The organism is Sphingopyxis solisilvae (assembly GCF_015475875.1).
GTDB classification, from domain to species: domain Bacteria; phylum Pseudomonadota; class Alphaproteobacteria; order Sphingomonadales; family Sphingomonadaceae; genus Sphingopyxis; species Sphingopyxis solisilvae.
This window is the reverse complement of the sequence record NZ_JADKYM010000001.1, coordinates 165,078-190,535: the sequence shown is the minus strand read 5'-3', so window position 1 is coordinate 190,535 and position 25,458 is coordinate 165,078. Positions and strand designations below refer to the sequence as shown.

At 64.1% G+C, this 25,458-nt stretch carries 20 protein-coding genes; 10 read left to right on the top strand and 10 right to left on the bottom strand.

Annotated features, from left to right (window positions below):
* Nucleotides 1-34: 34 nt before the first annotated feature.
* Nucleotides 35-1,423, bottom strand: a complete 1,389-nt coding sequence (locus IR187_RS00950) for a helix-turn-helix domain-containing protein (protein ID WP_194952832.1) — start codon at nt 1,421-1,423, stop codon at nt 35-37.
* A gap of 140 nt (nt 1,424-1,563) precedes the next feature.
* Between IR187_RS00950 and IR187_RS00945 the strand changes: the two genes are divergently transcribed.
* Nucleotides 1,564-3,156, top strand: coding sequence for an isocitrate lyase (locus IR187_RS00945; RefSeq protein WP_194952831.1), 1,593 nt, complete (start codon nt 1,564-1,566; stop codon nt 3,154-3,156).
* A 104-nt stretch (nt 3,157-3,260) separates the two neighbouring features.
* On the opposite strand, the gene IR187_RS00940 is transcribed toward IR187_RS00945, so the two are convergent.
* A complete protein-coding gene (locus IR187_RS00940; RefSeq protein ID WP_194952830.1) occupies nt 3,261-4,247 on the bottom strand; it encodes a TerC family protein in 987 nt (328 codons plus the stop codon).
* Between the two features lie 73 nt (nt 4,248-4,320).
* Complete coding sequence (locus IR187_RS00935) at nt 4,321-4,503, bottom strand: hypothetical protein (RefSeq protein WP_194952829.1); 183 nt, start codon at nt 4,501-4,503, stop codon at nt 4,321-4,323.
* A gap of 424 nt (nt 4,504-4,927) precedes the next feature.
* On the opposite strand from IR187_RS00935, the gene IR187_RS00930 reads away from it, so the two are divergent.
* Nucleotides 4,928-5,800 (top strand): OmpA family protein, encoded by an 873-nt coding sequence (locus IR187_RS00930; protein WP_194953026.1) that lies wholly within the window; start codon nt 4,928-4,930, stop codon nt 5,798-5,800.
* Nucleotides 5,801-5,886: 86 nt separating this feature from the next.
* Here the strand turns inward: IR187_RS00930 and IR187_RS00925 are convergent, their stop codons facing one another.
* The 4 genes from IR187_RS00925 to IR187_RS00910 all read right to left on the bottom strand — a co-directional run bounded on the left by IR187_RS00925 (nt 5,887) and on the right by IR187_RS00910 (nt 9,890).
* The gene (locus IR187_RS00925) at nt 5,887-7,200 is read right to left on the bottom strand and encodes an amidohydrolase (protein WP_194952828.1); all 1,314 of its coding nucleotides are present in this window, start codon (nt 7,198-7,200) and stop codon (nt 5,887-5,889) included.
* A gap of 16 nt (nt 7,201-7,216) precedes the next feature.
* Nucleotides 7,217-7,825: a DUF4893 domain-containing protein gene (locus IR187_RS00920; RefSeq protein WP_228765431.1), complete on the bottom strand. Its 609-nt coding sequence runs from the start codon at nt 7,823-7,825 to the stop codon at nt 7,217-7,219.
* 96 nt (nt 7,826-7,921) lie between these two features.
* Nucleotides 7,922-8,707 (bottom strand): 3-hydroxybutyrate dehydrogenase, encoded by a 786-nt coding sequence (locus IR187_RS00915; protein WP_194952826.1) that lies wholly within the window; start codon nt 8,705-8,707, stop codon nt 7,922-7,924.
* Nucleotides 8,708-8,732: 25 nt separating this feature from the next.
* Nucleotides 8,733-9,890, bottom strand: a complete 1,158-nt coding sequence (locus IR187_RS00910) for a patatin-like phospholipase family protein (RefSeq protein ID WP_194952825.1) — start codon at nt 9,888-9,890, stop codon at nt 8,733-8,735.
* Between the two features lie 146 nt (nt 9,891-10,036).
* Between IR187_RS00910 and ypfJ the strand changes: the two genes are divergently transcribed.
* The 6 genes from ypfJ to IR187_RS00880 all read left to right on the top strand — a co-directional run bounded on the left by ypfJ (nt 10,037) and on the right by IR187_RS00880 (nt 19,504).
* Entirely contained in the window at nt 10,037-10,942 is a 906-nt protein-coding gene (gene ypfJ, locus IR187_RS00905; protein ID WP_194952824.1) for a KPN_02809 family neutral zinc metallopeptidase, read from the top strand.
* Complete coding sequence (locus tag IR187_RS00900) at nt 10,915-12,198, top strand: metal-dependent hydrolase family protein (RefSeq protein WP_194952823.1); 1,284 nt, start codon at nt 10,915-10,917, stop codon at nt 12,196-12,198. The genes ypfJ and IR187_RS00900 overlap by 28 nt, the downstream gene beginning before the upstream one ends.
* Before the next feature lie 251 nt (nt 12,199-12,449).
* Nucleotides 12,450-14,516, top strand: a complete 2,067-nt coding sequence (locus IR187_RS00895; RefSeq protein WP_194952822.1) for an alpha/beta hydrolase family protein — start codon at nt 12,450-12,452, stop codon at nt 14,514-14,516.
* Between the two features lie 150 nt (nt 14,517-14,666).
* The gene (locus IR187_RS00890) at nt 14,667-17,495 is read left to right on the top strand and encodes a valine--tRNA ligase (protein ID WP_194952821.1); all 2,829 of its coding nucleotides are present in this window, start codon (nt 14,667-14,669) and stop codon (nt 17,493-17,495) included.
* Nucleotides 17,496-17,600: 105 nt separating this feature from the next.
* Nucleotides 17,601-18,767 (top strand): sensor histidine kinase, encoded by a 1,167-nt coding sequence (locus tag IR187_RS00885; RefSeq protein ID WP_228765430.1) that lies wholly within the window; start codon nt 17,601-17,603, stop codon nt 18,765-18,767.
* Between the two features lie 2 nt (nt 18,768-18,769).
* Nucleotides 18,770-19,504, top strand: a complete 735-nt coding sequence (locus tag IR187_RS00880) for a LytR/AlgR family response regulator transcription factor (protein ID WP_194952819.1) — start codon at nt 18,770-18,772, stop codon at nt 19,502-19,504.
* 28 nt (nt 19,505-19,532) lie between these two features.
* Here the strand turns inward: IR187_RS00880 and IR187_RS00875 are convergent, their stop codons facing one another.
* Entirely contained in the window at nt 19,533-19,889 is a 357-nt protein-coding gene (locus tag IR187_RS00875; protein WP_194952818.1) for a UrcA family protein, read from the bottom strand.
* Nucleotides 19,890-20,176: 287 nt separating this feature from the next.
* Between IR187_RS00875 and IR187_RS00870 the strand changes: the two genes are divergently transcribed.
* The gene (locus IR187_RS00870; RefSeq protein WP_194952817.1) at nt 20,177-20,581 is read left to right on the top strand and encodes a hypothetical protein; all 405 of its coding nucleotides are present in this window, start codon (nt 20,177-20,179) and stop codon (nt 20,579-20,581) included.
* Nucleotides 20,582-20,587: 6 nt separating this feature from the next.
* Here the strand turns inward: IR187_RS00870 and IR187_RS00865 are convergent, their stop codons facing one another.
* Entirely contained in the window at nt 20,588-20,998 is a 411-nt protein-coding gene (locus IR187_RS00865; protein WP_194952816.1) for a hypothetical protein, read from the bottom strand.
* A gap of 508 nt (nt 20,999-21,506) precedes the next feature.
* Here IR187_RS00865 and uvrA point away from each other — a divergent pair.
* Nucleotides 21,507-24,398, top strand: coding sequence for an excinuclease ABC subunit UvrA (uvrA, locus tag IR187_RS00860; protein WP_194952815.1), 2,892 nt, complete (start codon nt 21,507-21,509; stop codon nt 24,396-24,398).
* 391 nt (nt 24,399-24,789) lie between these two features.
* Here uvrA and IR187_RS16930 read toward each other — a convergent pair whose 3' ends face one another.
* A complete protein-coding gene (locus IR187_RS16930; RefSeq protein WP_267463742.1) occupies nt 24,790-24,924 on the bottom strand; it encodes a hypothetical protein in 135 nt (44 codons plus the stop codon).
* Nucleotides 24,925-25,458 lie beyond the last annotated feature (534 nt).

Sequence of the window (25,458 nt, the reverse complement as noted above, 5' to 3'; positions counted from 1 at the left end):
GGGGGTGGCGATGCCGTCGGTACGACCGTGTTCATCAATCCCCCGCAAAATCGAACGCGCTCACCCCGCGCTCGCCGTCCCTGAATCGCAGCGGGCGGCCCAGCGGCGGCATCGATCGCTGCACACATCCGGTGCGCGTACAGCGACGGCACCCTAGCCCGATCGGCGTCGCGGGCGATCGCATCAGGTCGATGCCGCGCGCCGCGATCAAGGGTGCGGCGACCTTTGCATCGACCCCGACGCACACGGCGAACCGCGCGGGGGTGCCGCTGCCGGTTGCGCCCGGTGCTGCGATGCTGCGGCTTTGCGTGAACCACCGCGACCCATCCTCCAGCTCGACTAGGTCAGCGATCACTTCGCCGGGCCGCGCAAAGGCTTCGTGGACGCCCCACAGCGGACAGCGCGTGTCGCTGTCAACCAGCGGCGACTGGCTTGCTCCGGCATAGCGTTTGCTCCCCTGCCCCGCGCGATCGATGCGTAGCATGAAGAAGGGCAGCCCGCGCGCACCGACGCGCTGCAACGTCGTCAGCCGGTGCGCGACCTGCTCATAGCCCGCGCCGAAGCGCCGCTGGAGCAGCAGCAGGTCGTAGCCCGTCGCATCGCAGGCGCGCAGGAACCGGCTGTACGGCATCATCAATGCTGCGGCGAAATAATGGACCAGATGCCGCTCGAACAGGCGCGCCGCCGCGCTCTCGGCAAATTCGGCGCCCGCGACGAGCGCGTCGATCTCGGCCTTCGCCTCGATTTGCGCCAGCGTCGCCGCCGCCTGAAAGGTGCGCGACGCGGGGCGCAGCAATTCGCTCAGCATAAGTTGCCGCGCGTGCCAGTCGAGCCAGCGAAGGCGATCGGGCATCACGTCCGACGGCAGGATGCGGATGCCCAGCTGATGCCGGGTGCGCAAACGCTCGGAAATCGTGCCATAAAGATCGCCGCCCGCCAGCCGCAGTTCGTCGGCCAGTTCCTCGGCCTTCGCGTCGAGATCGGCAAAATGGTTGCGCCATTTCTCGATCGCGCGGCGCACCGCGGCAACTTCGGGCGCTTCCTCCTGTAAAGCCGCGCCCGCTTCGGGCGCCGCATCGTACAGGCGGGCAAAGGCCGCGGCGGTCGTCGGCGCGGTCGCCAGCCACTCCTCGATCTCCTGCGCGCCAATCCCGAGATCGGCAAAACGCGCATCCGACAGCCGCCTCCGCAGCCCTGCTGCCCCGCCCGGCACCGCATCTATGCCCAGCGTCGCCGCATCGAACCCGAACCGCTCGGCCAGCTTGACGATCACGGTGGCGCTGAGCGGTCGCTGGCCATGCTCGATCAGGTTGAGGTAGCTTGGCGAAATATCCAGCGCCTCGGCCATCGCCGCCTGCGTCATCCCCGCCTCGCGCCGCACCTTGCGCACCGCCGGCCCCGCAAACACCCGTCGCTCTGCCATCGCTTGTAACCTTCTTTACTACTTTACACGCCATTTTACACCGATAGGCCATAATTCACAATTATTATTGACAAAGCTTTTCACTTTCCGCGGCACCTTCGCCAACATCGACCCATCACCTCCTCTCAAGGATACAGACGATGGGTTATCAGGAAGACATGGCACAGGCAGGCCGCCTCATCCGCGACTACGACGGCACATGGGACGGCATCAGCGGCGAAAGCGTCGCCCGCATGCGCGCCCAGAACAAATTCAAGACCGGCCTCGACGTCGCCCGCTACACCGCGCGCATCATGCGCGCCGACATGGCCGCCTATGACGCCGACCCGGCGAACTACACCCAGTCCTTGGGCTGCTGGCACGGCTTTATCGCGCAGCAGAAGATGATCTCGATCAAGAAGCATTTCGGCACCGTCAAGGGCCGCTACATCTATCTCTCGGGCTGGATGATCGCCGCGCTGCGCAGCGAATTCGGCCCGCTGCCCGATCAGTCGATGCACGAAAAGACCAGCGTTCCGGCGCTGATCGAGGAAATCTACACCTTCCTGCGTCAGGCCGACGCGCGCGAACTCGGCATGCTGTTCCGCGACCTCGACGCCGCGCGCGCCGAGGGGGATGAACTCAAGGCGAAGCAGATCCAGTCGGCGATCGACAATCATGAAACCCATGTCGTGCCGATCATCGCCGACATCGACGCGGGCTTCGGCAATGCCGAGGCGACGTACCTGCTCGCCAAGAAGATGATCGAAGCCGGCGCTTGCGCGCTGCAGATCGAAAATCAGGTCTCGGACGAAAAGCAGTGCGGTCATCAGGACGGCAAGGTCACCGTGCCGCACGAGGATTTCATCGCGAAGATCCGCGCCTGCCGCTACGCCTTCATGGAACTCGGCGTCGAGGACGGCGTCATCGTCACGCGCACCGACAGTCTCGGCGCGGGCCTGACCAAGCAGATCGCCTTCTCGAAGGAACCCGGCGATCTCGGCGACCGCTATAACAGCTTCCTCGATTGCGAAGAGGTCGACGGCGCCGGCAACCCCGGCGACGTGCTGATCAACCGCGATGGCAAGCTGATGCGCCCGAAGCGTCTGCCCTCGAACCTCTATCAGTTCCGCGCCGGAACCGGCGAGGACCGATGCGTGATGGACTGCATCGCCAGTCTCGAAAATGGCGCCGACCTGCTGTGGATCGAAACCGAAAAGCCGCACATCGAACAGATTGCCGGCATGGTCGACCGTATCCGCGAGGTCTTCCCCAATGCGAAGCTCGCGTACAATAATTCGCCGAGCTTCAACTGGACGCTGAACTTCCGTCAGCAGGTGTTCGACGCGTGGCAGGCCGAGGGCAAGGACGTCAGCGCCTATGACCGCGCCAAGTTGATGAGCGTCGATTATGACGCGACCCCGCTCGGCGAAGAAGCCGACAACCGCATCCGCACCTTCCAGCGCGACGCGGCGAAGCGGGCGGGCATTTTCCACCACCTGATCACCCTGCCAACCTATCACACCGCGGCACTGTCGACGGACAATCTCGCTAAGGAATATTTCGGCGACGAAGCGATGCTGGGGTACGTCAAGGGCGTCCAGCGCGCCGAGATCCGCCAGGGCATCGCCTGCGTCAAGCACCAGAACATGTCGGGCAGCGACATCGGCGACGACCACAAGGAATATTTCGCCGGCGAAGCCGCGCTGAAAGCCGCGGGCAAGGACAATACGATGAACCAGTTCGCCGCCTGACCCGAGTTTGGCGCGGGGGACCCGTTGCACCCCCCGCGCCTACCGAGCTTTCCTGGGGAGGAAAGCCTGTCCGTCGGAAGCCGCAAGGCCTCCGGCGGACATTTTCATTGCGGCAGCGCCGCGTCCTCTTCGCGCGTCTTGACCAGCGACCAGATCACCCCGCCCGCGATCAGCGCGACGGTGACGCCCAAGCTCACCAGCGGCGGAAATTTGTCGCCGCCCAGGATGAAATCGGCGACGAATATCTTCGACCCGATGAACACCAGCACCAGCGCGAGCGCATATTTCAGGTAATGGAAGCGATGCACCATCGCCGACAGCGCGAAATACAGCGCGCGCAGCCCCAGGATCGCCATGATGTTCGACGTATAGACGATGAACGTATCGGTGGTGATCGCAAAGATTGCCGGCACGCTGTCGACCGCGAAAACCAGGTCGGCCAAGTTGATGACGACAAGCGCGAGGAACAGCGGCGTTGCCGCCAGCACCAGCTTGCCCGTGTTGCTGTCGGGCACGCGGACGAAGAATTTCTCGCCATGCAGATCGTTGGTAATCGGGATGTGGCGCGACAGCCATTTCACAACCGGGTTGCCCGCAACGTCCATCGGCTTTTCGCTGGCGAACAGCATCTTCACCCCGGTAAAGATCAAAAAGGCAGCAAAGATATAGAGCAGCCAGCCATATTCGCTGACCAGCGCCGCGCCGCCCGCGATCATGATTCCGCGGAGCACGATCACCGCGACGATGCCCCACAAGAGCGCGCGATACTGGTAACGCGGCGGGATTGCGAAGGTCGTGAAGATCAGCGAGATGACAAAGATATTGTCGATCGACAGCGCTTTTTCGATGAAAAAGCCGGTGTAATATTGAAGCCCGGCCTCGTCGCCTTTCGCTGCCCAGACCCAAGCCCCGAACGCGAGCGCGATGGCGATGTAGAAGGCCGAAAGCTTGAGGCTTTCGCCAACCCCCATCTCCTTGTTTTCCTTGTTCAGGATGCCAAGGTCAAAGGCGGTGAGCGCCACGACCAGCGTGATAAAAGCCAGCCAGAACCAGGCCGGGGTGCCCAGCCAGTCGGCAAACAGAAATTCCATGGTGATTGTCCCTGGTGTACGCCAGAAGGCGCCGCCCCGGCGGGACGACGCTTCCGGTCTTGATTAGAAGGAATTAGCGCGTGAGCGCCGGACGCAGCGACAGCGCCGCCAAGCGGCGCTTGACCGCCAGCTTCAGTGTTTTCAGCCGCAGCAGGCGAAACGGGTCGGCCCCGCGCCGCCGCGCCTCGCGCCGCGCCGCCTCGTCCAGCTGGCGATGCAGCAGGGTCAGCCGATAAAGATTGGGATTAAGCGTCATGTAAACGGGCCTCCTGATTGAAAATCAAGCAGGTGACGCCGATGCCGGACCCAGGGTTTAGGGGGGAGGTGGGCCCAAAGCATCGGTGTCACCCGATGCGGTCCGACATCACGTGGCGGGAAAAATCCCGCCGACGCCAGAGGGGCCCGGCCCGCACAATTCCGACAATGGGAAACCTCCCGCGCCATTTCAAGGGCCGCGCGCGCGTCGCCGGAAAAAATCCTGCCGCCTGCCGTTTCGGCTGGTCGCCCGCCGCGGTCGCTTCGTCGTTCGCACGATCAAGGTAGCCGGACGCCGTCCTCAATTGGCCGCACATTTCGCTCCAAATATCGGCGCGGCAAGCAATCCCGTCTTGCCGGAACATGGCTTGTGGAAGAAATGGCGGCGCGAACACGCGGGGGCGGCTCGTTCGAGGAGTAGGCTTATGCGTAAAATTTCCACACGTCCCCGCATGTTGTTGCTGGCCGCGCTATTGGCGGCCCCTGCAACCACCGGCTTTGCGATGCAGGCACAAGACCAAAGCGACGGCGAGGTCATGACCACGGTCTACGGCACCTCCCCCGCCGAACTGACCAAGGGGCCGGAAGTCGAAGGCATTATTTCGGCGCGTCAGGGCGAGCGCGTGCAAGTGACAACCGCTGACGGGAGCAACGTCATCGTCGCCGTGACCGACACCACCAAGATCAAGAGCAGCGGCGGCTTTCTGGGCCTGAACAGCAGCAAGCTGGGCGCCGACGCGCTGCTCAACGGCCTGCCGGTGACGATCGCCACACTGCAGGGCGGCGAAGAGCTCGTCGCGAGCGAGATCGAACTCAAGAATAAAGATCTGAAGACCGCTTCGATGATTCGCGCCGGCACCGACCAGCGCTTTGCCGAACAGACCGCGGCGACCGAGGCGCTGCGCGGACGGATGGGCGACATCGATAAATATAACATCAAAAGCACGACCAATGTGAATTTCGACACTGGCAAGGCGGTACTGTCGGCGCAGGCCAAGGCCGAACTGTGCGCCACCGCCAGCCAAGCGGAAGGGATCGACAACGCGTTGTTGCTCGTCATCGGCTACACCGATTCGACAGGTCCGGACGAAGTCAATCAGCTGCTAAGCGAAAAACGCGCGGGTAGCGTGGTCAATCATCTGCAACAAGCGTGCGGCTGGAAGCCCTATCGTATGTTGACCCCGACCGGCATGGCCAAGGCCGACCCAGCGGCCAGCAACGATACGGCCGAAGGCAAGGCACAGAACCGGCGTGTCGCGGTCAATGTGCTGGTGAGCAAGGGGCTCGACGGCCTGTAAGCAAAGGTGCGGGTGGGCCTGACCACCCACCCGCTTTTCCCGTCTGTGCTTTTCCCTCATAGCTTCAGCAGCTAGCGGGGTGGGTACTATTCCTTTGCCATCAGCTTCATGGTCATCGCCGTCAGCGCCTCGGTGGCGGTCGAGATCACTGCGGGCGCGTCGGGCGCCCAGAAGGGCGAGTGCAGGCTCGGCAGCGTCCGCCCTTCTTTCCTGGCGGCGTCATATTCCGCCTGCGGCACCCCGCCGACCCAGATAATCAGGCTCTTGATGTCCTTGTCGTCGCGCGAAAAACGGCCGAAATCCTCGCCCCCCATCACCGGCGGAATCTGGGCCACGCGCTGGTCGCCAAAGCTGGTTTTCAGATAGGCGGCCATTTCCTCGGTAAAGTCGGGCGTGTTGAAGGTCGAAGGGGTAAACTCGTCTTTTTGCACCGTGACCACCGGCATCTTGTCTTCGGGCATGCCCGCTGCGATCGCCTCGCCCTTCGCCACGCGCGCGATGCCGTCCAGCAAATGATTGCGCACTTCGTCGGTATAACTGCGCACGGTCAGTTGCAGCCGCGCCTCGTCCGAAATGATATTGTGCTTGGCGCCGGCGTGAAAGCTGCCGACCGTCACCACCGCGCTGTCGAGCGGGCTGATCTCGCGCGAAACGAGCGTTTGCAGCGTCGTCACGATGCGGCTGGCGAGAACGACCGGATCCTTGGTGGTATGCGGATAGGCGCCGTGGCCGCCGACGCCCTTGACCAGGATATCGACGCTGTCGACATTGGCCAGCGCATAGCCCGGTGTATAGCCGATCATCCCGGCGGGGAATTGCGCCGCGTCGTGGAAAGCCAGCACATATTGCGGCTTGGGGAAGCGGGTATAGAGCCCGTCCTCCAGCATCATCCGGGCGCCCGCGCCGCGTTCCTCGGCGGGCTGGCCGATCATCACCAGTGTCCCCGACCAGTTCGCCTTGTTGGCTGCCATCAGCCGCGCGACGCCCACCCAGGCGGTCATGTGCGTGTCGTGGCCGCAGGCGTGCATCACCCCGGTTTCGACCCCTTCGGCAGTGGTTACGCGCACCTTTGACGCGCCGGGCAGCCCGGTCTGTTCGGTCACCGGCAGGCCGTCCATGTCGGCGCGCACCATCACGACCGGCCCCGGACCGTTCTTCATCACCGCGACAACGCCGGTCCCGCCGACCTTTTCTGTGACCTCGAACCCCAGCTTGCGCGCCTCAGCCGCCAATATGCCCGCCGAGCGCACTTCCATGAAGCTGAGCTCGGGATTTGCATGCAGGTCGTCGTAGATTTTCATCAGCGACGGCATCTGCTTCTGCACCTCGCTGCCAAGCGTTTGCGCCATGGCGGGTAGGGCAAGCGCCAATGCGGCAAATCCTGTCCAGACTATTCTCATTCGCTTACCCCTGCATTCAGCCCGCGGGCACCAGCTCAATCACGTCGAGCAGCGATTCATATGCCGGTGCGGGCAGAACCAGCCGCCACCGGTTGTCGCCGATCCGTTCGACCAGCCCCGCCATGTCGCGCATCCGGTCGCTGCCATAATTGACCGCCATTTTCTCGTCGCCGAGTTCCAGCGTGCCAAGGAAAATCTGGCGCGTCAGATTGTCGGGAAAGATCAGCCCGACGGGCCGCTGCGATCCGGTGAGCTTGGTCAGGCTCGACAGCCCCTGTTCCTGCGCCACCCGGCACCGGAACCAGCCATAGGCGATGTAGCCCAGCGTACCGCGCCCCTGCGCGCCGACCTTGATCGTGCGGCAGCGATAATCGCCCGCCGGCAGATGCGGATTGGGCAGCGCGGCCATCGGCTGCAACAGCACACCTTCGCGGTCGATTTCTGCGCCATGGCCTTTTGCACGCGCATCGGCAAGCGCCCCCTGCCAGCTGCTGTACCAGCTGCGAATGCGTTCCTGGTCCTGCCCCGTCGCTGTTGCGCGCCAGCTGCCCGCCGCCGGTTGGTCGGCGGCCGACGGCGGCACTTTCGGCACCGTCTGGCATGCCCCGACGCTCGCCCCCAACATAAGGGCGAATAGATATCTGGTGCGACCCCTCATTCTCCGTCTCTCCCCTGGTCCGGTTGCATTAACCTTAGGAGGGGAAAGGAGAATGCTCAAGGCTTAGGCCGCGGTCCAGCCGCCGTCGACGCTCAGGTTCGCGCCGGTGATGTTCGCCGCCTCGTCGCGGGTCAGGAACAACGCCATTGCAGCCACCTGTTCGACGGTCACGAACTGCTTGGTCGGCTGACCCGCGAGCAGAACGTCGTTGATGACCTGTTCGCGCGTCATCCCCCGCGCCTTCATCGTGTCGGGAATCTGTCCTTCGACCAGCGGGGTCCACACATAGCCGGGACTGATGCAGTTGGCGGTGATTCCGGCATCGGCGACTTCCAGCGCCACGGTCTTGGTCAGCCCGACCAGCCCGTGCTTCGCCGCGACATAGGCCGATTTGAACGGCGAGGCGACAAGCGAGTGCGCCGATGCCGTGCCGATGATCCTTCCCCACCCCTTTTTGCGCATCCCGGGAACCGCGTGCCGGATAGTGTGGAACGCCGACGTCAGGTTCAGCGCCAGGATCAGGTCCCATTTTTCGACCGGAAAATCCTCGACAGGCGACACGAACTGCGTCCCCGCATTGTTCACCAGGATATCGACCCCGCCCATTTCTGCATCGGCGCGCGCAAACATCTCGGCAATCGCCTCGACCTTGGTCAGGTCGGCGGCATCGTAAGTCGCCTTGCCTCCGCTCAGCTGCTCCAGCCCGGCGCGTTCCGCCTCGATCGCCGTCGCGTCGCCAAAGCCGTTGATGATCAGATTCGCGCCCGCACCCGCCAGCGCCTTGGCGATGCCCAGGCCAATGCCCGAAGTCGATCCGGTAACGAGCGCGGTTTTGCCTTTCAGGTGCATATCTTTGTCCTTTCTGAGGGGCGTATCAGCGAATGTCGGTTTGGTTCTTGGGCTTAAGGCCGCCCGAATGCACGGCAAAACTGTCGGATCGGCCCTCGGCGATGCTTTCGGCGAGCAGGTGGCCGTCTTTCATCGCCGCCTCGACCGCATCGCGACCGAGCGCCCAGTTGATCTCCATCGTCGAGCGCGAAAATTCGAAATCGCGCGCGCCGGTTTGCCAGGGAGGCGGTTCGTGAATCAGCTGGACCACGTTGAGCGCCTTGCAATCGACCATCCGTCGCACGGCCTTGACCTCGGGTAGATCGGCATATTCGTCGGGCAGTTTAGCGAGCATCCGGTCGATCAGCCGATGCTCCTTGCGGCGCCGGACGAGCCCGTCCGAAATTCGCCGGGTGCGGCTGGAATAGCGGATGTCCTTCTCGCGCGACCAGGCTTCTTCCAGATCGTGCGGCCGTGTCCCGCGAGCGGGGAACAGGTCGACCTGGAACACCAGCATATCGTCATGTGCCGCCGCTACGACATGTTCGAGCGGGGTGTTCGACACCAGACCGCCGTCCCAATACCAATGCCCGTCGATCTCGACCGGCGGCAGGCCGGGCGGCAGCGCGCCCGACGCCAATATGTGCCGCGCGTCTATGGCGTCGGTCGTCGTGTCGAAATAGCGAAAGTTGCCTGTTTCGACCGCCACCGCGCCGACCGACAGCCGCACCTTGCCATGGTTCACGCGGTCCCAGTCGACCAGCCGGTCGAGCGTCGCGGCGAGCGGCGCGCTATCGTAAAAACTGACAGCCCCGGGCGTCTGCCGCTCGGCGCAGGCCGGGGGCGGAAAGCGCGGCGTGAAAAAGCCCGGCACCCCGTACGCCATCACCTGCCCCGCCGCCGCCATGTGCGACCATTCGCGCGCCCAATCGGTGTCGGGGACCGGCAGCGAAGGAAGCGCCGACGAAACGCCCTCCCAGAACTGGCGCATCTTGCCGACCGCCTGATCGCGCTCGTTTCCGGCAATGATCGCGGCATTGACCGCGCCGATCGAAATCCCCGCGACCCAGTCGAATTCGATACCCAGTTCGATCAGCGCTTCATATACGCCCGCCTGGAATGCGCCGAGCGCGCCGCCGCCCTGGAGGACCAGCACGACGAGGTCGGGAAGCGGCAGGGCGGCACGAGCGGCGCGACGAGGCATGGAATCGCGATCCTTGGTTGCGAATGCACGATTTGTGCACCGCAACACGCGGCTTTGCAATGACTTGTCGGCGACGAAGCCCCTTCCAATTGCCCGGTGCTGCTGTAACAGTCGTCGCGAACGACCACTGCCGCTGGAGAAGCCCGATGCGCCTCGACGATTATGATCCCGGCGACGATATTCGCGACTTGGGCCGCGGCGGCGGCGGATTTGGTGGGGGTGGAGGCGGCGGTCTTGGCGGATTGCTGATCGGCTTCCTGCCCATGCTGCTTGGCCGCAAGATGGGTTGCGGGACGATCCTGCTGCTCGGCGCGCTCGCCTTTTTCGTGCTCGGTCCCGGCGCCAACATGCTGAGCATGGGCGGCAGCACCAGCGATCCGATGGCCGACAGCCGCGGCGGCGCCAATGTTGCCTGCGATACGGCTGCCGAGCGTTTTGCGTGCAACGTGTTCGGATCGACGCACCAGGTGTGGGGCAACCTGATCAGCGGCTACCAGCGGCCGACGCTCAACTTCTTTACCGACCGCAACCAGTCGGGCTGCGGCGCCGCGCAAGCCGCGATGGGCCCCTTCTATTGTCCTGCCGATCAGGGCGTCTATCTCGACACTAGCTTTTTCCGCGAACTCGAACAGCGCTTCGGCGCCGCGGGCGATGCGGCGCAGGCATATGTGGTCGCGCACGAGGTCGGCCATCATATCCAGACGATCAGCGGCATTTCGAACCAGGTCCGCCAGGCGCAGGCGCGCAGCTCGCAGGCCGAGGGCAACCAGCTGCAGGTCCGCATGGAGCTCCAGGCCGATTGCTACGCCGGGGTCTGGGCCTCCCGCGCGCGCAACAGTGCGGGCCAGCCGGTGATGGAGCCGGGCGACATGGAAGAGGCGATGCGCGCCGCCAGCGCGATCGGCGACGATACGCTGATGCGCGCGGCAGGCCAGCGCCCGATGCCCGAAAGCTTTACCCACGGCACCAGCGAACAGCGCATGAGCTGGCTGCGCCGCGGCCTTCAGACGGGGGATCCGCGCCAGTGCAATACGTTCGACGTCGCCATCTGATCGCGGCGTTGGCGGCGGCCCTTGCCGCGACGCCCGTGGCGGCAGAGACGCTGTATGTCGAGACCGGGCGGCTGATCGACGGCGTCACCAACGACGTCCGCACCGGCCAGTGCATCACGATCGACGCCGAACGGATCAAGGCGGTCGAGCCGTGCGGCGCGACGCCCGCGGGCGCCAGGCGGCTCGACTGGTCCGCCTTTACCGTCCTGCCCGGGCTGATCGACCTGCACACCCACCTCGCCGATCTTGGCCAGAGCGCCGATCTGGCGGCGCCGATCAAGGCGTCGCCCGCCGAAACCGCGCTCGTCGGCGCGCGCAATGCCCGCGTCACGCTCGACGCGGGCTTTACCAGCGTGCGCGACGTCGGCACCTATCGCGGCCTGACCGATGTGACGCTGCGCAACGCGATCGACCGCGGCGATGTACCGGGACCGCGGATGTGGGTGGCGGGCGCCTATATCACGGTGCCGAGGGGCGGCGGCGAACTGAACGGCGTCGTGCCGAACGACGAGTTGCCCACCGACATGCGCCTCGGCGTCGCGGCAACGCCCGACGAGGCGGCGCAGAAAGCGGCGTTCCTGCTCGACAACGGGGCCGACTTCATCAAGACGATCGCCACCGGCGCGGTGCTCGCGATCGGCACCGAACCGGGCGCGGTCGAGATGAGCGAGGATATGCTGCGCGCGGTGGTCGAAGTCGCCCACGCCCGCGGCAAGCGGGTGACCGCCCACGCCCACGGTGCAGAGGGGATCAAGAACGCGATCCGCGCCGGGGTCGACAGCATCGAACATGCCAGCATTGCCGACGAAGAAGCGCTGCAAATGGCGAAAGCGCGCGGCACCTGGCTGTCGATGGACATATATAACGGTACCTATATCGACGAGGAGGGCACGCGCGAAGGGTGGCCCGAGGAATATCTGCGCAAGAACCGCGAGACGACCGACACCCAGCGCGCCGCCTTTCGCCGCGCGGTCGAGCTCGGCGTCAACATCGGCTATGCAACCGATGCGGGCGTCTATCCGCATGGCCTCAACGGCCGCCAGTTCCGCAACATGGTGCGTTTCGGCATGACGCCGATGCAGGCGATCCAGTCGGCGACCGGCCACGCCGCCGAAGCGATGGGCCGGGACGACATCGGTGCCATCGTGCCGGGCCGGTTTGCCGATCTGGTCGCGGTAAAGGCCGACCCGCTCGCCGACATCACCGTGCTCGAAAAGATCGACCATGTGATGAAAGGCGGCGTTGTCGTCCGGTAGCGGCCGGTTGCGGACATATAAAGCCCCTCCCCTTCAGGGGAGGGGTTGGGGTGGGGTCCATCGGCCTTGCGCAAGGCCGATGGACCCCACCCGCTGCGACTAACGAACAAGTTCGTAAGTCTCGCTGCCCTCCCCTGAAGGGGAGGGCGTGGCGCTATTCGTCCGGCAGCTCCCCACCCCGAAGTGGCCATCCTGCACCGGCGGTCGACGAACAGGCTTGAACCGCGCCCCCGCCCCGCTAAACCGCTTTCATGCGAAACCACATCCTGACCAGCGCCATCGCGCTTGCTGCCGCCCTGTCCAGCCCTGCCCTTGCCCGCCCGATGACCGAGGTGGACTTGGCGACACTCAACCGAGTTGCCGCACCAACGGCGTCACCCGACGGCCGCTGGATCGCCTATCAGATGACCGAGACCGCGCAAGGCAGCTACAAGCGCTCGACCGGTCTGTGGCTTGTCGATCGCCATGCGAAGAACGCCGCACCGGTGCGCGTCGCCGACGTGCCCGAAAAGAACGAGAGCGCCCCCGCCTTTCACCCCGACGGCAACCTCTATTTCCTCTCGAACGCCAGCGGCAAGAGCCAGATCTGGCGCGTCGATCCCAAGGTGGGCGGCGGCGCGGCGCAAGTGACCGATACAAAAGCCGACGTGTCGGGATTCAAGATTTCGCCCGACGGGACCAAACTGCTCGCCTGGGGCGATATCGCACGCGAATGCACCGATTTTGGCTGCGACGCGCAGGACAAGGGCGAGCTGCCCGGCCCGGGGACGGGCCGTCATTACAAGAATGACGTCGGCTTCGTGCGCCACTGGGACAGCTGGGAAACCCCCGGCACCTACAGCCGCCCGTTCGTCTTTGACCTGGACGGCGGAAAGGCGACCACGCCGCGCGCGATCGATGCCGGGCTGACCGGCGACAGCCCATCGAAACCCTTTGGCGGGGGCGAGGAACTCGCATGGGGCGCCGACAGCCGCACGGTGTTTTTCACCCTGCGCAAGGCCGACAAGGACGAGCCGCGGTCGACCAACCTCGACATTTACAGCTGGCTGGTCGACAGCCGCATGATGCCGGTCAATTTGACCGCCGACAATCAGGCGACCGACACGCTGCCGACGCCGTCGCCCGACGGCAAATGGCTGGCCTATGCCGCGATGGCGCGCCCCGGTTACGAAGCCGATCGGCAGGTGCTGATGCTGCGCAATCTGGCGAGCGGCGAAACGAAAAAGCTGACCGAAGCCTGGGACCGGTCGGTCGGCTCGATCGCCTGGGCGCCCGACGGCAAGGCGCTGTATGTCACCGCGCAGGACGTGCTCGACCATCCCGTTTTCCGCGTCGATGTGAACAGCGGCAAGGTCGAAAAGCTGAAGGCGACGACCGAACAATGGGAAGGCAATATCAACGATGTCACCCCGCTTCCCGGCGGCGCATTGCTCTATTCGCGCAACAGCGTGGCGGTGCCGACCGACCTGTGGACGCGCGATGCCAAGGGCAAGGTTACGCGGTTGACCGACGTCAACCGGGCGCAGCTGGCCGACATCGATCCGGTCAAGGTCGACCGGCTGAAATTCGCCGGCGCCAACGGCGAAACGGTGTGGGGGCAGATCGTCAAACCCGCCAATAGCGCGGGCAAGCTGCCCGTCGCCTTTCTGGTCCACGGCGGGCCGCAGGGCAGTTTCGGCAACAGCTGGTCGACGCGCTGGAACCCGCGGCTGTTTTCGGCGCCGGGCTATGCCGCGGTGTCGATCGATTTCCACGGCTCGACGGGTTACGGGCAAGCCTTCACCGACAGCATCAATCGCGACTGGGGCGGCAAACCGCTCGAAGACCTGAAGCTGGGGCTCGCCGCCGCGGGCAAGCAGGACGCCGCGATCGACACCGCCAACGCCTGCGCGCTCGGCGGCTCCTATGGCGGTTACATGATGAACTGGATCGCGGGCAACTGGCCCGACGGGTTCAAATGCCTGGTGAACCACGCCGGGGTGTTCGACCTGCGCGCGATGGCCTTCGAGACCGAGGAAACCTGGTTCGACGAATGGGACCATGGCGGCCCCTGGTGGGAGCGCACCGATGCCGAAAAGTGGAATCCGGTGAACCATGTCACCAAGTGGAAAACTCCAATGCTGGTGATTCACGGCGAAAAGGATTTCCGCATTCCGTACAGCCAGAGCCTCGCGGCCTTCCACGCGTTGCAGCGGCAGGGTGTCGAGGGCGAATTGCTGGTCTTCCCCGACGAGAACCACTGGATCCTGAAGGGCCAGAACAGCGTCCAATGGTATCAGGCGGTGTTCGGCTGGCTGGGTCGGCATTTGAAGAAATAAAAGCCTCTCAATCCCGTTCGTGTCGAGCGAAGTCGAGACACCCCGAAGGCGCGCGCCGACGATGGGCATCTCGACTTCGCTCGATGCGAACGGAAACTCATGGGTTCCCCCTTGCCGCGCCGCACCATGGCTGGCAAAGCGCGCCGCATTATGCCGATGGACAAAACATTCGATCCCGCCGCAATCGAGGCGAAATGGGCTCACGCTTGGGAAAGCCGCGGGCTGTTTCGCCCGCACCGCCCCGACGCCACGCCGTTCACGATCGTCAACCCGCCGCCGAACGTCACCGGCGCGCTGCACATCGGCCATGCGCTCGACAACACCTTGCAGGACGTGCTGATCCGTTACGAACGGTTGCGCGGCAAGGATGCCTTATGGGTCGTCGGGATGGACCATGCCGGCATCGCGACGCAGATGGTGGTCGAGCGCCAGCTGGAGGCGCGGCAGGACAAGCGCACCAATTACAGCCGCGAAGACTTCATCGACAAGGTGTGGCAGTGGAAGGCGGAAAGCGGCGGCCAGATCACCGGCCAGCTCCGCCGTCTCGGCTGCTCGATGGACTGGTCGCGCGAACAGTTCACGATGGATCCGCATTTCACGCGGGCGGTCGTCAAGGTGTTCGTCGACCTGCACAAAAAGGGGCTGATCTACCGCGACAAGCGCCTCGTGAACTGGGACCCGAAGCTCAAGACCGCGATTTCCGACCTCGAGGTCGAGACGCACGAGATCCAAGGCGGCTTCTGGCACTTCAAATATCCGCTCGCCGACGGCGTGACGCTGGACGCCAATAATCCTTTGGGGGCACGCGATTATATCGAAGTCGCGACGACGCGCCCCGAAACGATGCTCGCCGACATGGCGGTCGCCGTGCACCCCGATGATGCGCGCTACAAGAGCGTGATCGGCAAATTCGTCGAGTTGCCGATCACCGGTCGCCGCGTGCCAATCGTCGCCGACGAACATGCCGATCCCGAGCTGGGTTCGGGTGCGGTAAAGATCACCCCGGGACATGATTTCAACGACTTCGAGGTTGGCAAGCGCGCGGGGTTCAAGCCCGCCGAGATGCTCAACATGCTCGACGGCGACGCGAACGTCATCCAGACCAGCGACGGGCTGGTCCCGGACGAATATCTCGGCCTCCACCGCTTCAAGCGGGACGGCATCGACGGCGCGCGCGAATTGGTCGTGGCGCGGATGAAGGAAGCGGGCTTCCTGATCCCCCACATCGACAAGGACGGCAACGCGCACGACGCCGAGCCGCGGACGATCCAGACCCCGTTCGGCGACCGCGGCGGCGTGGTGATCGAACCCTGGCTGACCGACCAATGGTATGTCGACGCCGAAACGCTCGCGCAGCCGCCGATGGCGGCGGTGCGCGACGGCCGCATCAACATCGTCCCCAAGACGTGGGAAAAAACCTTCTTCAACTGGATGGAGAATATTCAGCCCTGGTGCGTTTCGCGTCAGTTGTGGTGGGGCCACCGGATTCCGGCTTGGTATGGACCAACGAAGGACACCTCTGGGCTAGTCTGGGACCGCTCAACGGCAACCAGCCCGGTTTTCGTTGCCGAAACCGAAGAGGAAGCGAGAGCCATCGCAGCAGAATATTACGGCGTTGACCAATCCGACGTGCATTTTGCGGATGACGGGGTACAAGCGCCCCGTGTCTGGATGGAAGCAAGCAGACCTGGAGACTCGGCGGTTCTTTGGCGCGACCCCGACGTCCTTGACACATGGTTCTCCTCCGCACTCTGGCCGTTCGCCACCCTCGGCTGGCCCGACGACGCCGACCTCGTCAAACGCCACTACCCTAACGACGTCCTCATCTCCGGCTTCGACATCTTGTTCTTCTGGGACGCGCGTATGGCGATGCAGGGCATGGAGTTCATGGGTGATGTCCCATGGAAGACGCTCTATCTCCACGGCCTCGTCCGCGCGCCCGACGGACAGAAAATGTCGAAGTCGAAGGGCAATGTCGTCGATCCGCTCGGGCTGATCGACCAATATGGCGCCGACGCGCTGCGCTTCTTCATGGCCGCGATGGAAAGCCAGGGCCGCGACATCAAGATGGATGACGCGCGCCTTGCGGGCTACCGCAACTTCGCGACCAAACTGTGGAACGCGGCGCGTTTCTGCGAAGCCAATGGCATTTCAGCCTCGACCACCCTCGAAGCCCCTGCCGCCACGCTGCCGGTCAACCGGTGGATCATCGGCGAAGTCGCCGCGACCGTCGCCGCGATGGAAACCGCCTTCGCCGCCTATCGCTTCGACGAGGCCGCGAACGCGATCTACAGCTTCGCATGGGATCGTTTCTGCGACTGGTATCTGGAGCTGATCAAGGGCGCGATCGACGACGAGACCAAGGCCGTCGCCGGCTGGGTGCTCGACCAGATCCTCGTCATGCTCCACCCCTTCATGCCGTTTATCACCGAGGAGCTGTGGACGGGATTGGGGGATCGCGCCGACTATCCGCTAATCACCGCCAAATGGCCGGAACCGAAGGCCGATCGCGATACGGAAGCAAGCGCCGACATCGATTGGCTCATCAAGCTGGTCAGCGAACTCCGCGCCGCCAAGGCCGAACTCGGCCTGCCCCCCGGCGCGCGCCTGACCGCGCACTTCCCCGCCTCGCTCAAGACCCGCACCGACAAGCTCGCCGCGCAGCTCGACCGCCTCGCGCGCCTCGAAGCCATCAGTTTCGATCCCGCCCCCGCGGGTGCCTCGGCGCAGCTCGTTGTCGAGGGTGAGACGATCACCCTCCCGCTGGAAGGCGTCATCGACATCGCCGCCGAACGCGACCGCCTGAGCAAGGCGCTCGCCGCCGCGGTCAAGGAACGCGACGGGCTCGTCGGGCGGCTCAACAACCCCTCGTTCGTCGAACGCGCCAAACCCGAAGCGGTCGAAAAGGCGCGCGCCGATCATGCCGCGAAAGAGGCCGAAGCCGACCGCCTCACCGCTGCGCTCGCCCGGCTGGGGTAACGGCCAACGCCGCGGCTTTCGACCAAAGCGCCCGGGGATTCGACTGGCGGCCCGCGCTCTGCTAGCCTTTGGGCCGGTTTTGGCGCTAAAGCAGGCGCAATGAACATGACCCTTCGCAAAGACGCGCTGCGCGACCAGCGCGCAAAAATGCTGGCGGCGGCGCCCGATTGGCGCGCCTCCGACGCGCGCGTCAATCCGCGGGTTGCGATCGGTTCGATCATCGCGATGTGGGTGATCTATTTCCTGATCACGACGGGACTTGCGATGCTGACCGGCGTCGCCGAACCGCTTTCTGCCGTCTGGCGCCGCGCAATCGTCGTCGTGGCCGGTATTTTATGTACCTTTGTGCTGTACCAGTTGCTGCAACGCGCCCAGCCACAGAGTTTCGGCGCCCGCCTTGCCGCAGCGCTGGGCGCGGCGGTCCCGCTGGTGATCGTCTATGCCTCGGTCAACCTGCTCGTCTTTTATTATTGGTTCCCGGTCGCCGAAGCGACGCGGATCATTACGGAAATGCAGGCGAAATTTCCGGGCTCGTGGGAAACGATCCTGATCCTCGACAGCTCGATCCGCTGGTATTTCTTCTTTGCAGTATGGGCGGCACTCTATGTCGCCTTCGGCTATGCGAACGAAATGCGCGCGGTCGAACGACGCGCCAATCATTTCCGGCTGGAAGCCAAAAATGCCCAGCTGCGCGCGCTGCATTATCAGGTGAACCCGCATTTCCTGTTCAACACGCTCAACTCGCTGTCGACGCTCGTGCTGAAAGGATCGAAGAGCGAGGCCGAGACGATGATCATGAACCTGTCGTCGTTCCTGCGCTCGAGCCTGGCGGTCGATCCCGAACAGCTGGTCAGTCTCGACGAGGAAATCGCGCTCCAGCGGCTTTATCTCGACATCGAACAGACGCGCTTTCCTGACCGTTTGCAGGTCGAGGTCGACATGCCCGACGAGCTCAAACACGCCTGCGTTCCGGTGCTGATTTTGCAACCGATCATCGAAAATGCGATCAAATATGGCGTCGCGCCCAGCAAGGGCACGATCGCCGTCCGGTTGACCGCCAGCGCCGAATATGGCCTGCTGGTACTGCGCATCGAAAATGACATCGATCCGAAAGCGCCCGTCCCTGCCTCCGGAACCGGTTTGGGATTGGGCAATGTGCGCGAACGACTGTTGACCCGTTACGGCCCCGCGGCAGGATGCGAATGGGGGCCGTCCGATGACGGGGGCTTCGTTGTGTCGCTGTGGCTCCCGCTTGCGAAAGTGGCTTGCTGATCATGATGCAGACCTTGCGAACCCTGATCGTCGACGATGAACCGCTCGCCATCGAACGGCTGCAGATCCTGACCGGGCAGCAGGACGGGGTGTCGCTCGTCGGCACCGCCAGCGACGGCGCATCGGCGCTACGCATGGTCGACGCGCTCGCCCCCGATCTTGTGCTGTGCGATATCGCGATGCCCGATCTGAACGGCTTGGAAGTGGCGGCGGCGATCGACCGGCTCGACAATCCGCCGGCGGTCATCTTTGTCACCGCCTTCGACCAATATGCCGTCGCCGCTTTCGACGTCGCGGCGGTCGATTATCTGTTGAAGCCAGTGTCCCCCGAACGCCTTGCCCGTGCGCTGACGCGCGTGCGCGAATGGCGCGCGACCGAACGCGTACAGAACCACAAAAGCAAGTGGATCAGCGAGTTCTGGGTCCAGAACCGCGGCGAAATGCTGCGCGTCGATGCGGCGCAGGTCGATCTGATCGAAGCGGAACGCGACTATATGCGATTGCATGTGGGCGCGCGCAGCTGGTTGATCCATCAAACGATCAAATCGCTGGAAGCGCGGATGAATCCCGACCAGTTCATTCGCATCCACCGGTCGAAAATGGTCCGCCGCGACGGGATCGTCGGGTTGAAGCATCATGGCGACGGCGCGTGGAGCGTCGACCTGGGCGACGGCGGCACGCACCGTATCGGGCGCACCTATCTTCACGACGTAAAGGCGATCATGCACGGGGCATGATCGCCTTCGACTGACCGGTGAACGGCGGTCAGGGTGCAGAAATCACTATGGGCTGTCCGCGATCGGCGAGCTGGGTGCCGCCGCCGCCGTTCAAAAGGCCGGCCAGCTTGACCTCGGCCTCTGCCATCGTTTCCGCTTCGCACTTCTGCGACCGGCTGCGTTCGAGCAGCGTCGGCCGGCTGCTCGGACGGCTGTTGCAAACCTGTTGCACCGCCACCTTGACGCGCGTGTTCAGGCGTTCGCGGCCCTCGCCGCTGGCAAGGTTGAGGTCATGATAGCGGACGACGACGCTGCGCAGGTCGTCGCGCTCTTCCGCGACGGCTGGAACTGCCAAAGTTGCACCGGCGACCGATGCGCCGATCAGGATCAAAGAATGTTTCGCCATGGGGGAGTCCTTTTTTGGGGGATGATGCGGGATACGAGGAACCGGACCGGGGAGACCGGCGCTCCGCATCCCGCACTGCTGAAATGCGCCACCCGCAGCCAAAATTCATGTGCGGTTCGACCGATCTGGAATCCCCATCGACTGGTCGGACAAAAGACCTTGATGCGTCGACGAATGGCCGACGGACTTGCAACAATGTTGCGGGCGTGGCCTTGTGCAGCATGGCGAGGCGACGCAAATCGTTACCGCGCGCGAGTCGGGATGCTACGGCGGCCAAGGCGGTGCGCTTGCTGCTGCTGGCGCTTGCCGGGGTCTTCCTTGGCTTGGCATTGGGCAGTCTGGCAACCGGCGGCTTGCGACCCGGCGTGTTGACCGAGCCCACCCCCTTTTCCAGCCTGAGTGCCAACCCCGACGCCGCGGTTCCGCCCGCAAGCAGCGCCGAGCCCTGTCCTGGCTGCCCCGACAGCTATGGCGTTGCGGCACGTATGCGGGCCAACCGCGAGCGGCGCATGACGCACGAGTTCCGCGAGCTTGGGTATGTAGATGCCGACGCCAACCCGCCGGAGGCCACCGATGACTATCGTTATGGCGGGCGCTTTCCGGACGCCGACCCCCCTGCGCCGCCCGCCGAAGTTCCGGAACGGTGGTTGCAAGTCATCGACGATACGCCCCGCCAGACCGGGGATGAATAGCGACGGCTACGGTCGCTGCGGAATCGGTGCCGCACAGCGGCTGGTATCGCCGGCTTTGCACGCGGCAACGTCGGCTTCCCAGCGCATCCGTTCTTCTGCCGACATCGCGGCGACCCGCGCCTTTTCCGCCTCATAGGCCGCGGTTTCCTCGGCGAACTCTGCCTGGTCATGAGCAACCTGCTGCGCGGCGGCGGACACTTCCTGCTCATAGGTCACATTTTCGGCGCGGGCCCGGGCTGACTGCGCGGCATTGAGCCGCGCCGTATTGGCGCGCTCCTCCGCCGTCGTGCCATCGGGCAGCTTTTTTTGCGCGGCCGTGGGCGACGGAGTGTCGGTGTCGCTATGCTGCAGCGCGACCGCGGGCGCCGCCGATGCCAGGAAAAATGCCGTCGCAGCGACTGCCATCATCTTGCTCATCCTGTTTCTCCTGCTGTCGAACTGTCCGGCGTTGCAAACGCGCATCGGCGGACTGCGTTCCCGATCGCGCGCCGAAACTGAAAATTGCGGGGCAATGACTGGCATTAAAGCGCCCATGCCACGAACGCGACCGATCGAGTACGGGGACGGCACGCCGCCGCCCCCGCCCGGTCCCGGAAAAGGGGTCCCGGGATTTCCCGAAGTCCGGCTGGATGCCGGTCGTGCCGCGCAAAAAAACCGTTGCAGACGTTATCCGGTCATTCTTTCGCTACACCGGCGCGAGATCAACCGCCGCGCCCACCGCTGGTCGAAAGCCCCGGCGAGTTGGTGGAAAATTGCGACCGGTCCGGATAGCAACCCACCCCGAGCCCATTCGGTCCGACGGGACAAGCGCTCGCTCGACGCATCCTCGCACCAGATTGCGCCATTGTGGGTGCGCATCGATGCCCCTATCTACCGGCATCGCGCCCCTTGCGCCCCAAGAACAAATCTGGAACATACCCCTCCTATGAGTCTGACCCACATTTCGGTGCGCGGTGCGCGCGAACATAATCTGAAGGGCGTCGACGTCGATCTGCCGCGCGATGCGCTGGTCGTCATTACCGGCCTGTCGGGCAGCGGAAAATCCTCGCTCGCGTTCGACACCATCTATGCCGAGGGGCAGCGGCGGTACGTGGAATCGCTCTCCGCCTACGCGCGCCAGTTCCTGGAAATGATGCAAAAGCCCGATGTCGAGCATATCGACGGGCTGTCGCCAGCGATCAGCATCGAGCAGAAGACGACGTCGCGCAACCCGCGCTCCACCGTCGCCACGGTGACCGAAATCTACGACTATATGCGCCTGCTGTGGGCGCGCGTCGGGGTGCCTTATTCGCCGACCACCGGTGAGCCGATTGCCGCACAAACGGTCAGCCAGATGGTCGATCGCGTGATGCAATTGCCCGAAGGCACCCGCGCCTATCTGCTCGCGCCCGTCGTGCGCGGGCGCAAGGGTGAGTATAAGAAGGAACTCGCGCAGTGGCAGAAGGACGGCTTCACCCGCGTCCGCATCGACGGCGAGTTTTACGAGATTGGTGAGGCGCCGGCGCTCGACAAGAAGTACAAGCATGACATCGAAGTCGTCGTCGATCGCATCGCGGTGCGCGAAGGGCTCGGCACACGGCTGGCCGACAGTTTCGAGACCGCGCTGAAACTCGCCGATGGTCTCGCCTATGTGGATCTAGCCGATGGGCCGGTCCCGGGGCGCGAAGGCGAGGACAGCGGCGGTGCGATGAAGGGCGCAGGCATTCCGGCCAATCGCCTGATCTTTAGCGAGAAATTCTCCTGCCCGGTCAGCGGCTTCACGATCGCCGAGATCGAGCCGCGATTGTTCAGCTTCAACGCGCCGCAGGGCGCCTGCCCCGCGTGCGACGGGCTTGGTGAGCGGCAGGAGTTCGACCCGGACCTCGTCGTTCCCAATCATGCGCTATCCCTGAAGAAGGGCGCGGTCGTGCCGTGGGCGAAATCGAACCCGCCCTCGCCTTATTATATGCAGGTGCTCGAAAGCCTCGGCAAAGCCTATGGCTTCGACCTGACGACGCCCTGGCAGGATCTGGCCGGCGAGGTGCAACTGATCATCCTTTACGGCAGCGGCGGCAAGCCCGTCGAGCTGACCTTCAAGGACGGGCGGCGGAGCTATACGACGCACAAGGCGTTCGAGGGCGTCATCGGCAACCTCAACCGCCGCCTGCTCCAGACCGAAAGCGCGTGGATGCGCGAGGAGCTGAGCAAATATCAGACGCCGCAGCCGTGCGAGACGTGCCATGGCGCCCGCCTGCGCCCCGAGCCGCTCGCGGTGAAGATCGCGGGTGAGGACATCAGCATGTCGGCGCAGCGCTCGGTTGCCGACGCGCTCGCATGGTTCGGGACGCTGGAGGAAAAGCTCAACGACACCCAGCGCCAGATCGCCAAGGCGATCCTGAAGGAAATCAACGAACGCCTCGGCTTCCTCAACAATGTCGGGCTCGATTACCTCAACCTCAACCGCACCAGCGGCACGCTCAGCGGCGGCGAGAGCCAGCGCATCCGCCTCGCCTCGCAAATCGGCTCGGGCCTCTCGGGCGTGCTCTACGTCCTCGACGAACCCAGTATCGGGCTTCACCAGCGCGACAACGACCGGTTGCTCGCAACGCTCAAACGCCTCCGCGACCTTGGCAACACGGTGATTGTTGTCGAGCATGACGAGGATGCGATCCGCCATGCCGATTATGTCGTCGACATGGGACCGGGCGCGGGGCTGCACGGCGGCGAGATCGTTGCCGAAGGCACGCTCGAAGAGGTGCTCAAGAGCGAGAAGAGCCTGACCGCGGCCTATCTCAACGGCACCAAGCGCATCGAAATCCCGAAGCACCGCCGCAAGGGCAATGGCTTCGACCTGGTGCTCAAGGGCGCGCGCGCCAACAACCTGAACAATGTGACCGCGAAGATCCCGCTCGGCACCTTCACCTGCGTCACCGGCCTGTCGGGCAGCGGCAAGTCGAGCCTGATCATCGACACGCTCTATGCCAGCGCGGCGCGGGTGCTCAACGGCGCGCGGATGATCGCGGGGCCGCACGACAGCCTGAAGGGGCTGGAGCATTGCGACAAGGTGATCGACATCGACCAGTCGCCGATCGGCCGCACCCCGCGCAGCAACCCCGCTACTTATACGGGCGCCTTCACGATCATCCGCGACTGGTTCGCCGGGCTGCCCGAAAGCCAGGCGCGCGGGTACAAACCGGGGCGCTTCAGCTTCAACGTCAAGGGCGGGCGCTGCGAAACCTGCACCGGCGACGGACTGATCAAGATCGAGATGCACTTCCTGCCCGACGTCTATGTGACGTGCGAGACGTGCCACGGCAAACGCTACAACCGCGAAACGCTGGAGGTGAAGTTCAAGGGCCACAGCATCGCCGACGTGCTCGACATGACGGTCGAGGATGCGACCGAGTTCTTCAAGGCGGTGCCCTCGATCCGCGAGAAAATGGCGATGCTGGTCCGCGTCGGGCTTGGTTATATCAAGGTCGGGCAGCAGGCGACGACCTTGTCGGGCGGCGAGGCGCAGCGGGTGAAGCTGGCCAAGGAATTGTCGCGCCGCTCGACCGGGCAGACGCTCTACATCCTCGACGAACCGACCACCGGCCTGCATTTCGAAGATGTCCGCAAGCTGCTCGAAGTGCTCCAGCAACTGGTCGAACAGGGCAACAGCGTGATCGTGATCGAGCATAATCTGGATGTCATCAAGACCGCCGATTATATCCTCGACCTCGGCCCCGAAGGCGGGGTGAAGGGCGGCGAGATTGTCGCGGCGGGGACGCCGGAGCAGGTCGCGAAGAACCCGCGGAGCTTTACGGGGCAGTATCTGGCGCCGATGTTGAAGTAGCGGCGTCGGCCTCCTTTTCTTCGTAACGCCGCCCCCTCATTCCCGTTCGTGTCGAGCGAAGTCGAGACACGGGAAGTCGAGCGCGCACGCGGCGTGTCTATCGGGGTGCCCGGTCGCGATGCTGCGCCCCGGATCCAGCCTGCCCTGAGGGTCGCGAAGAGGCGCGAAGAAGGAAGAAAGAAGGGCTCACACAAAGACACAAAGAGGGCGGCGTGGACGGCAGCATCGCATGATGATCGAAGGTCGCTGATTGTCTTGCCGGACTTCGTCCGGCCATATGATGATACACCGGACAGGCCCACAGCCCCCCTGCCCAAACCGCCCTCTTTGTGTCTTTGTGTGAGATAAATTCTTTCTTCTTCGCGCCTTCGCGCCTTTGCGTGAGACCCCCTTATCCCACCACCCGCGCCGTCACATCTTCGCCCAAGAAAACCCGCATCACCGGCGGCTGCGGCGAGAGGGCGCGCATTTCGGCGACGAAGGCGCCCGATGCGGGGACCGCGAAGTGGGCGCGCACCGCGGCCATATCCGCCCACTCCTCGACAAAGACGAGGCGACTTTAGTCCGACTGTCCCGAGCGAAGTCGAGGGATATGGCAGTTATGCGCCAGACACCCCGCCTCGCCGCGCGACCGCGCGCTATGCGCGGCGCCGCGCGCGATCATGCGCTCGCGATGCTCGGGGGTGAGGATGACGTGGCCGGTTATGAGGATCATCAATAAAAGTGTCTACAAGTTCTAATCGGTATCAGTACATGCTCGTAATAGAATAGTAACTTGGCGCACGTATCTCGTTTAGACCAAACCGAAGATAAAATTTTCGGGCCGCACGCCACCCCATTACAAAGCTTGGCATTTTACATTCGTTCTGAATCGTCGGATCGTTGTACCATGAGCCCGATATCAATGCAGAGTTAGGAACAAGCGGGACAGTATACGCGGGGCGTCGTCGGCACTGGTGAGTCAGGGGATCGCTGCAGAGCAAACGAACCTATCGTTGCAAGGCAGGCGGACCTTGCGAGTCCGCCTTGCATAGTAATTTTCCAGCGCCGACTAACGCTC